This window comes from Phenylobacterium sp., from assembly GCF_044372605.1.
Lineage (GTDB): Bacteria > Pseudomonadota > Alphaproteobacteria > Caulobacterales > Caulobacteraceae > Phenylobacterium.
Map to the genome: position 1 here is coordinate 1 of NZ_JBILRO010000299.1, position 3,570 is coordinate 3,570.

The 3,570-nt window shown below is 68.4% G+C and carries 5 protein-coding genes; 4 read left to right on the plus strand and 1 reads right to left on the minus strand.

Going from position 1 to position 3,570, the window contains the following annotated elements:
* The 4 genes from ACIQ42_RS17145 to ACIQ42_RS17160 form a co-directional block, all read left to right on the plus strand.
* The coding region (locus ACIQ42_RS17145; protein ID WP_397423449.1) for a leucyl aminopeptidase at positions 1–1,143 on the plus strand (1,143 nt) is incomplete at its 5' end.
* A gap of 7 nt (positions 1,144–1,150) precedes the next feature.
* Entirely contained in the window at positions 1,151–1,843 is a 693-nt protein-coding gene (locus ACIQ42_RS17150) for a hypothetical protein (RefSeq protein ID WP_397423450.1), read from the plus strand.
* A complete protein-coding gene (locus ACIQ42_RS17155) occupies positions 1,836–2,297 on the plus strand; it encodes a DNA polymerase III subunit chi (RefSeq protein WP_397423451.1) in 462 nt (153 codons plus the stop codon). Before ACIQ42_RS17150 ends, ACIQ42_RS17155 begins: the two co-directional genes overlap by 8 nt.
* A 23-nt stretch (positions 2,298–2,320) precedes the next feature.
* Positions 2,321–2,608, plus strand: a complete 288-nt coding sequence (locus tag ACIQ42_RS17160) for a peptidase inhibitor I78 (protein WP_397423452.1) — start codon at positions 2,321–2,323, stop codon at positions 2,606–2,608.
* On the opposite strand, the gene ACIQ42_RS17165 is transcribed toward ACIQ42_RS17160, so the two are convergent.
* On the minus strand, positions 2,605–3,570 hold a 966-nt coding region (locus tag ACIQ42_RS17165), incomplete at its 5' end, for a glycosyltransferase (RefSeq protein ID WP_397423453.1). The genes ACIQ42_RS17160 and ACIQ42_RS17165 overlap by 4 nt on opposite strands.

Here is a 3,570-nt window from a genome sequence, read left to right on the forward strand (position 1 = left end):
GGCGACGCCGAACTGGCCGCTCATGCTGCTCTGGGCCTGCGGCTGGCCGGCTACCGGTTCGACAAGTACCGGACCAAGGAAAAGGCCGAAAAGAAGCCCTCGATCGTCAAGGCCGAGGTCGCGACCAGCGCGCCTGACGCCGCCCTGACGGCGTTCGGGCCGCTGTCGGCGCTGGCCGACGGGATCAGCTTCACCCGCGATCTGGTCTCGGAGCCGCCGAACGTGCTGTTCCCGGCCGAGTTTGCAGCGCGGGTCAAGGCGCTGGAGAGCCTGGGTCTGGAGGTCGAGATCCTGGGTGAGCCCGAGATGACCAGGCTGGGCATGGGATCCCTGCTGGCCGTCGGCCAGGGCAGCATTCGCGAGAGCCGCCTGGCGATCATCAAGTGGTACGGCGCCGACGACAAGACGGCCCAACCTGTGGCCTTTGTCGGTAAGGGCGTGTGCTTCGACACGGGCGGTATATCGATCAAGCCGGCCGAAAACATGGAGGACATGAAGTGGGACATGGGCGGCGCCGGCGCCGTTTCAGGTCTCATGCACACCCTGGCCGGCCGCAAGGCCAAGGTGAACGCCATCGGCATTCTGGGGCTGGTGGAGAACATGCCCGATGGCAACGCCTATCGCCCGGGCGATGTGCTGACCAGCATGTCGGGCCAGACCATCGAGGTGGTCAATACCGACGCGGAGGGCCGTCTCGTGTTGGCCGATGCCCTTTGGTACTGCCAGGACCGCTTCAAGCCGAAGTTCATGGTGGATCTGGCGACCCTGACCGGGGCGATCATCATTGCGCTGGGCAATGACTACGCCGGCTGCTTCTCCAACAATGACGAGCTGAGCGCCAATCTGCTGGCGGCGGCGTCGGCTGAGAACGAGGGGCTGTGGCGCATGCCGCTGCCGGAGGCCTACAACAAGCAGATCGACTCCATGATCGCCGACATGAAGAACACCGGCGGCCGGCCGGGTGGCTCGATCACCGCGGCGCTGTTCCTGCAGCGATATGTGAACGGCCTGCCCTGGGCGCACCTGGACATCGCGTCCACGGCCTGGAGCAAGCCGTCGTCCACGCCCACCAGCCCTGACGGCGCCACCGGCTATGGCGTGCGCTTGCTCAATCGAATGGTCCAGGACCGGTACGAGGGCTGATACCGCCGTGCCCACGCCCCTTGCCCTGTTGCATAGCCCCCTGCTGGGCGACCTGAGCTGGCGGGGCGTGGCGCAGGGTCTGCGGGCGCGCGGCCGGGAGGTCACGGCTCCGGCCTGGCCGAAACTGGGCGACCTGAGCGGCGATTTCTATCGCAGTCTGGCGCTGGGCATGGCCGCAGAGCTGGGCGAGACGCCGACCATCGTGGTGCTGCACAGTGGGGCAGGGGCCTTGGCGCCGGCGCTGGAGGCGGCGTCCGGCGCCGTTCAGGGCTTCATTTTCGTGGACGCCATCCTGCCGCATCCCGGGCGCAGCTGGTTCGACACAGCGCCGCCCCCCTTGGCCAAAAGCCTGCGTGACGGCGCCGAGTTCGGGATGCTGCCGGCCTGGGACGCCTGGTGGCCGCCCGGCGCGCTGCAACGCCTGTTGCCGGACGAGGCCGTGCGCGAGGCGCTCACGTCGGAACTGGAACCTCTGCCGCTGGCCTACTTCGAGGAGGCGGCGCCTGACACGCAGATCTCGCGGCCTGCAGCCTATCTCCAGCTGAGCGGGGCCTACGACGAGGAGGGGCGGCTGGCGACCCGGCAGGGCTGGCCCCTTGTGCGCCTGCCGATGCACCATCTGGCGATGCTGACCCATGTGGAGGCGGTGGCCACGGCGATCGAGGGTCTGGCCGGGCGCCTGGAGCCGCGCCTTGGCTGACGCAGGCGTTTGCGAGGTCTGGTTCTATCACCTGGAGCAGACCGGGCTGGATCAGGCGCTGCCCGAGCTTCTGGAAAAGACCCTTCAGAAGGGCTGGAAAGCCGTGGTCCGCACCGCAACCTCGTCGCGGATCGACCATTTCGACGCCTGGCTCTGGAGCTATCGCGACGACAGCTTCCTGCCGCATGCCCCGGCGGAGGAGCCGGACCCGGCGCGTCAGCCCATCCTGCTGACCACGGGAGAGGAACGACCCAACGCGGCCGAGGCGCTGTTTCTGGTGGATGGCGCCGAGCCCGGCGATCTCTCCGGATACCAGCGGTGCGTGGTGCTGTTCGACGGCGCGGACGAGACGCAACTGCAGATCGCGCGGGGGCAGTGGAAGTCCATTCAGGCGCGGGGCCTTCCGGCGACCTACTGGCGGCAGGGGGCGCGGGGTTGGGAAAAGCAGGGGTAAGAGGCCTTGCGGCTGTGGTGTTGATGGCGGCCCTGATCGCCTGCTCGACCCCACCGGCTCCTGCGGCGCCGCCTGTCGCCACGACCGCAAAGTCTCCGCCGACGGTGGCCGCGGCACTGGACACCTGCGGGGCCGCAGAGCTGCAGCATCTGGTGGGTCGTCCGCGCGCAGAGGTTCCGGTGCCGATCCGGCCTGAACATCATCGGGTGACCTGCGCGACCTGTCCGGTGGCCACGGACGCGGACGAGACCCGTCTCAACTTCATCTTCGACGCGGCGACGGGGCTGATCAGCGCGGTGCGGTGCGGCTAAGCTGCGGGGATTGAGAGGCCCTGTTCGGCGAGCAGGGCCAGCCAGGCGGCCCGGCCACTGGCGGCGCTGAACCGCTCCACCGCTGTCCGCCGCGCGGCCATTCGCATCGCCATCGAAACTGCCGGATTCCGGCAGGCATGGATCAGGGCCTCGGAGAGCGCTGCGACGTCAAAGAACGGCAGGAGGCGGCCGTTGACGCCATCGGTGATGGCGTCATGTAACGGCGCTGTGTCAGATCCAATCACATAACAGCCAGCCGCCATCGCCTCGACCAGCGACCAGGAGAGGACGAAGGGATAGCTGTAGTAGACGTGGGCGGTTCCCAGGCGCAGCGCCTGGAGCATGGCCGCGTGCGGCAGGGCGCCGAGGAAGTGAACCCGTGCCGGGTCGTAGTCCACGCCCTCGAAACAGACATCCCTCCAGGTTTTCCCCTCAGGCGGATTGCCGCCATAGGCGCGTCGACCGGGATTTCCGATCAGCAGGACCTGGGCGTCCGGGACCTCCGCCAGCAGCCGGGGCAGGGCGCGGGCGACGATGTGCAGGCCGCGCAGGGGCTCCATGGCGTTGTTGACGTGGGTGATGACCGGTGTTCCCGGCAAGATCCGCCGCCCATCGGGCAGCTCGAAGGGCTCTGGCGGCCCGGGGCGGATCGCCTCGACGTCGACGCCTTCATGGATCACCCGGGCGCGAGGCCGGAACGCGGGCGGCAGGGAGTCAGCCTGAAACCGGGTAGGGGCCACGATGGCGTCCGCCTCGCTGTAGGTCAGCGACATGATCGCGTTCTTGGCCTTGGTCCGGAACGGCGCCTCGGCGTCCAGCGGAATGAACTCGGTGTCGAAGCCGACGTCGTATCCGTGGGCGTGGTAGAAGAACTCGGCGAAGGCCACCTGGCGGGCGTTCGGAAAGACCTCCTTGAGGAACACCATCTCGCCCCACCCGGGGTGGCCCACGATCACGGCAGG

What these genes read in the sequence shown, in the direction of transcription:
- ACIQ42_RS17160 (WP_397423452.1), top strand. Translation starts at nt 2,321, where the DNA reads ATGGCGGCCCTGATCGCCTGCTCGACCCCACCGGCTCCTGCGGCGCCG.